This window comes from Halomonas citrativorans, from assembly GCF_014898005.1.
Taxonomy (GTDB): Bacteria; Pseudomonadota; Gammaproteobacteria; order Pseudomonadales; family Halomonadaceae; genus Vreelandella; species Vreelandella citrativorans.
Genome location: NZ_JABUYX010000048.1, coordinates 1 through 4,308 on the forward strand (window position 1 = coordinate 1; position 4,308 = coordinate 4,308).

Sequence of the window (4,308 nt, forward strand, 5' to 3'; positions counted from 1 at the left end):
CCGGCTATAACAGCGAGAGAACAGGCCCGTCGCTTCGATTGATAAACGGGGTCGCAGTCCACCAATGTGGGCGATCGCAGTGTTTTTAACACTGCGAAGGTTCTTACAAAGCGATGATCCCTTGCCTGATTTTGATCCAACCGCCGAGCTAAAGCAGGTTCAAGTATTCAAGAAGCTAGGCCGCATCCGCCCCTATTCGCAGGGCCGCAGCCAGCTTGACCCTTACACTGCTGAATTACTCGCTCTTCACGACAGCGGCGCCCGTCCTGCCGATCTTCAAGCCTGGTTAAAGATGCCCCCGCGCCGCCTCAAAGTCGCTCACTCAACTGTTGCGCGCTGGCTTCAGCGTACGCTCGATAAACGTACTGCCGACCGGGGTGGCCACTAATGGGGATGTGGTTCGCGAGTGGTGAACGGCAGGCTGGCCGTATCATGCAGCAGCTGCAAGGATCGGTGGTTGAAAGTGTGCGCAGCGTCAGTAATTACGAAGCCGCCCTGGCCAACGTGGCCACCTGGCAGAAAGCTGAGCATGCCGCAGGGCGGGAAGGTGGCGATTTGCGCAGCCTTACGCCTGCTCAAGCAGTTGCCTACCTCGAACAGCGCGGCGAAGCGGTTGGCCAAAAGACGCTCGATCAAGAACGCCAGGCTATTCAGCTGATGCAGCAGCATGTCACTGGGCATCTCGCCCAGGGCGAACGCCTGCCGGCTATCAAGAGCGAACAACAACAGGTACTCGAAAGCCGCGCTTATACGCCGGCGCAGATCTCCGCTATTACCGAGCGGCAGGCTGATAAAAATGCCCTTGCCACCCAAATCGCCCATGCTGCAGGACTTCGTGCGCACGAAATTTTAACGCTACGTCGCGCTGATGAACGCCCCGCTGACACAAGGCCTGCGCGTGATGAGAAATTCGCGGTTCGCCAGGGCGAACGCTACACCGTCGTGGGTAAAGGCGGGCTTTGCAGAGAGGTTCTGATTCCTCACGAGTTAGCCAATCGGCTTGAAGCAACCCGGCTGGAGCAGCCTCAGCGGGTGACAGACCGTGGCGTTTACTACCAGTCCCACTATGCAATCAGCGGTGGCCAGCGCTGGTCAAACAGCTTTTCCCAGGCCTCTGATGCCGCGCTGGGACGCTCAACTGGCGCGCATGGACTCCGGCACAGCTATGCTCAAGAACGGATGGGGGAATTACAGCGAGACGGGCTCAGCTATCGTGATGCTCTGGAGACGGTTTCGCAGGAGATGGGGCACTTTCGGGACTCAATCACTGAGGTTTATCTGCGATGAATCGACGTAACACTGCGCTTTTCGTCGCCCTGGCGATTTTTGCTGCCCTGATGTGGCTCGCGTATGAACGCTTCCCAAATATCGCTTATCTCACCGGCCCTTACGAAGCCAGCGTGGGCTGGGCAGCGGTGCTCAAGGGCTGGCCCGTTTATACGTTAATTCTGTCACTAGCCGCCCTAGTGGGACTGCTAGTCGGCGGCTGGGTGGGTGAAAGCAGCCGCGAGCGTGATGCCGCCGAGACGCTGGCCACCCAGCAAGAAAATCTGAAGGCACAGCAATCGAAAGCTCAACAACTCGAACAAGGCGCGCGCATAAAGGCCGCAGAGGCGGCTCAGGCACAGCGCGACGCTGAGGCCCTGCTTGCCCCTTCACAAATGCGTATAAACGAGCTGAGCGAGCAGAATGCGCTATTGAAACGGCGTTTAAGTGGCTCGGTGGAAGCGTTGGAACGTAAAAAACGCCAGGTGCGTGAACTTCGACAACTAGACAATGAAGCGCTGGTAACGGAGATCGAGCAGCTACGCAGCATGATCAGGCAGGATCGACAGCAGATTTTTAAGCTTGAGCAGCAACAGCAACGCTACAAGTAATCCTGGTTAATCAATTCAAAGACCTTACGCTTGGCGCTGGTCAGATCATTTTTCGCTAGAACATACCACTCGTATTGCTCACTGCCTGGCGTCATTTCCTGCCCGACTGCGGCCCGATCACGCTCATAGCGGTAGCGCGGCCCTTGAGACGCGGGCTGCCACTCAGTCACCCTTTCACTGCTAAACACGGGTTTTAAATCGCTGAGCTTACGCATAATCGCCTTTCAGTGATAAACGTCTTTCCGGTGCCCAATCCGCACGACGAGAACACAGACCCGCTGATCCTCAATCTGCGCAATCAGCCGATAGTCACCGACGCGGTACCGCCATAGCTCGCCCAGTTGCCCCTGGAGCGGTTTACCCAGCTGTCGCGGGTCCTCGAGCGGCTGAACTCGCTCGCGCAGATAGTCACGGATGCGCTTGGCCTCAGCATGGCCCAACTTCTTCAGCTGCTTTTGGGCGGCGCCCGTCAGCTCAATTTGCCAGCCCAAGCTCACGCTCCACGTCATCCAGGGAGTGCGTGGTTTCCTCGCCACAGCGCAGACGCTCTAGTGTCTGCTCAGCCAGGTAGACGTCCTCCAAGTCCTCAAGGTGCTCAAGAATAGCCTCACGGGCGTAATAGGTCTTGGTGCGGCCGGTGGCCTTGGCTAAGGCCTCCAGGCGCGCTTCGATGTCACTGGGCAGTCGTATTGCCAACATGATGATCTCTCCCGGAGATACGCTATACACGTATAGCATACACCGCTATCAGCGCTCTAACCAGGGCCAAAAGGCAGGAAACTCAAGATTACCGGCATTATCTTGAATTTTTCAGTCGTGGCTTTGGCGCTCTTTATTGATCTGCTTATTGACCCGGTATGCGTAGGCACCGGCAACAGATACAGCGGTTAACAGCACGGCAAAAACGATGGGGAGAATGGCAGGGCTATCGCTCAGAAATACGGAAATAGAGTTCATACGTTCACCTCTCTCAGGGCTGCGGATAGTGAACAGCCTGCACATTTAATTGTAACGATGGTCTTTTCTAATGCGAGTCACTTTTCGCGTTAGAAGAGACCATCAACACTTTGCATGCACTGGCACTAACGCGCTGCGCTTGTTAGCCGCCCAGCCGCCACCGAATCAGAGATTCGGCGCCACTGGGACGGCAGGGTAAGTGTGAAAACATCGGTATATATTGAAGCCAACGGGAGGCGCAAGCCTGCCTTTCCGCTGCGCTCCAAGGCAGGCTTGCGCCTCCCAACTTTTCGCACGTGCGAAAAGTCGAGATACGTTCGCCTTGCTAGCCACTATCGGCACGCCCCGCTGGGCGCTGACCCCTCTCACGCGCTGGCTAGACACATCATGAACTGCTGCACTGACTGACTGTTACTCCGCTAGGAGCCGTCGCCTCGGCGTTTTTATTGCGGTGCCGGTCTAATCCCCTTACCCGCTGCCAGTGCCCCTGGAACGCGACTCCAGGGCGTTTGATGCGCGATGCACGCTGAACCGTATGTGAGATTCCCCGTCTCGGCTCAACTACTGCGCCCGGCTGGCCGACAACAACTCGAATCCAGACCAGCGGACACGCGAAAACGCGCTATAGCAGTAGCTATGGCGGTGAGAGAGAAAGGCCTGAAAAATCGTGCTCAGATGGCTTACGAGGTTGCAAGCAGCCCGCTACGGGGCGATAATCTGGGAACAGTTTTGGTTAGGCGAGCTTGTTTCTCTCTAACCGCCGACTAAAAAGTGTTGGTAGCACTTCTTAGTCCGACACCCCGCCTCGGCGGGGTTTCGTCGTTTATAGCCTTTCAAAAGCTGTGCGTCAATCTTCGTCTGCCTGCAAATCATTGACCCAAAAGCTCTTAACCTCTGCATTTCTAAACGAAACGCGGTGTGCTTTCCGCACACAGTGACGCTCTGCGCGTCACTGTCGGCTAATGCCGACCCGCTGGCCTCTACGGCCAGCCATGCACCTGACGGTGCATTGTCGCTCTCTGCGAGCGACGCGCCGCCAATGGCGTCGGAGTCGCCTACCGGCGACCGGTCAGACGCATACGCGCCTGACCGCTGGGTACATCGCTCCGCGTAGTACCCAGCGGGCAGGCTTTGTGGCTTATTTACGGCTTTAGCGCACGCTCAGCGCACAATTTCACACGCACAAAAACTTGTGCTAGATTTAGCGGGTTAGCCGTCGTTGACGTGTGCCTATGGCACAGCAGGTTTTGCCCACACCTGGGCCACAAAAGTGGCGTGACAAAAGATCGCGAAGCATTGCCGAATGCGAGCAAAAAAATCGGTTCCCCGGACCCAGTCCGGCACTGGCTAACAGCATCGTTAGCACCAAGCGCCCAGCCCGCGCTTCCCAAATAAAACCGGCTATAACAGCGAGAGAACAGGCCCGTCGCTTCGATTGATAAACGGGGTCGCAGTCCACCAATGTGGGCGATCG

At 56.8% G+C, this 4,308-nt stretch carries 7 protein-coding genes; 3 read left to right on the forward strand and 4 right to left on the reverse strand.

Annotation, left to right across the window (positions count from 1 at the left end):
- The first annotated feature begins 64 nt into the window (after positions 1 to 64).
- The 3 genes from INT20_RS17760 to INT20_RS17770 are packed head-to-tail and all read left to right on the forward strand — an operon-like array spanning position 65 to position 1,877.
- The gene (locus INT20_RS17760; protein WP_226912245.1) at positions 65 to 388 is read left to right on the forward strand and encodes a hypothetical protein; all 324 of its coding nucleotides are present in this window, start codon (positions 65 to 67) and stop codon (positions 386 to 388) included.
- Positions 388 to 1,287, forward strand: a complete 900-nt coding sequence (locus tag INT20_RS17765; RefSeq protein ID WP_193054187.1) for a site-specific integrase — start codon at positions 388 to 390, stop codon at positions 1,285 to 1,287. The genes INT20_RS17760 and INT20_RS17765 overlap by 1 nt, the downstream gene beginning before the upstream one ends.
- Entirely contained in the window at positions 1,284 to 1,877 is a 594-nt protein-coding gene (locus INT20_RS17770; protein WP_193054188.1) for a hypothetical protein, read from the forward strand. Before INT20_RS17765 ends, INT20_RS17770 begins: the two co-directional genes overlap by 4 nt.
- Here the strand turns inward: INT20_RS17770 and INT20_RS17775 are convergent.
- From INT20_RS17775 to INT20_RS17790, 4 genes are all read right to left on the reverse strand, one after another.
- Positions 1,868 to 2,092, reverse strand: coding sequence for a hypothetical protein (locus tag INT20_RS17775; protein WP_193054189.1), 225 nt, complete (start codon positions 2,090 to 2,092; stop codon positions 1,868 to 1,870). The genes INT20_RS17770 and INT20_RS17775 overlap by 10 nt on opposite strands.
- A gap of 9 nt (positions 2,093 to 2,101) precedes the next feature.
- Positions 2,102 to 2,386, reverse strand: coding sequence for a type II toxin-antitoxin system RelE family toxin (locus INT20_RS17780; RefSeq protein WP_226912246.1), 285 nt, complete (start codon positions 2,384 to 2,386; stop codon positions 2,102 to 2,104).
- Positions 2,352 to 2,576, reverse strand: a complete 225-nt coding sequence (gene relB, locus INT20_RS17785; protein ID WP_193054190.1) for a type II toxin-antitoxin system RelB family antitoxin — start codon at positions 2,574 to 2,576, stop codon at positions 2,352 to 2,354. Before relB ends, INT20_RS17780 begins: the two co-directional genes overlap by 35 nt.
- A 111-nt stretch (positions 2,577 to 2,687) precedes the next feature.
- Complete coding sequence (locus INT20_RS17790) at positions 2,688 to 2,834, reverse strand: hypothetical protein (RefSeq protein ID WP_192539926.1); 147 nt, start codon at positions 2,832 to 2,834, stop codon at positions 2,688 to 2,690.
- Positions 2,835 to 4,308: the final 1,474 nt, after the last annotated feature.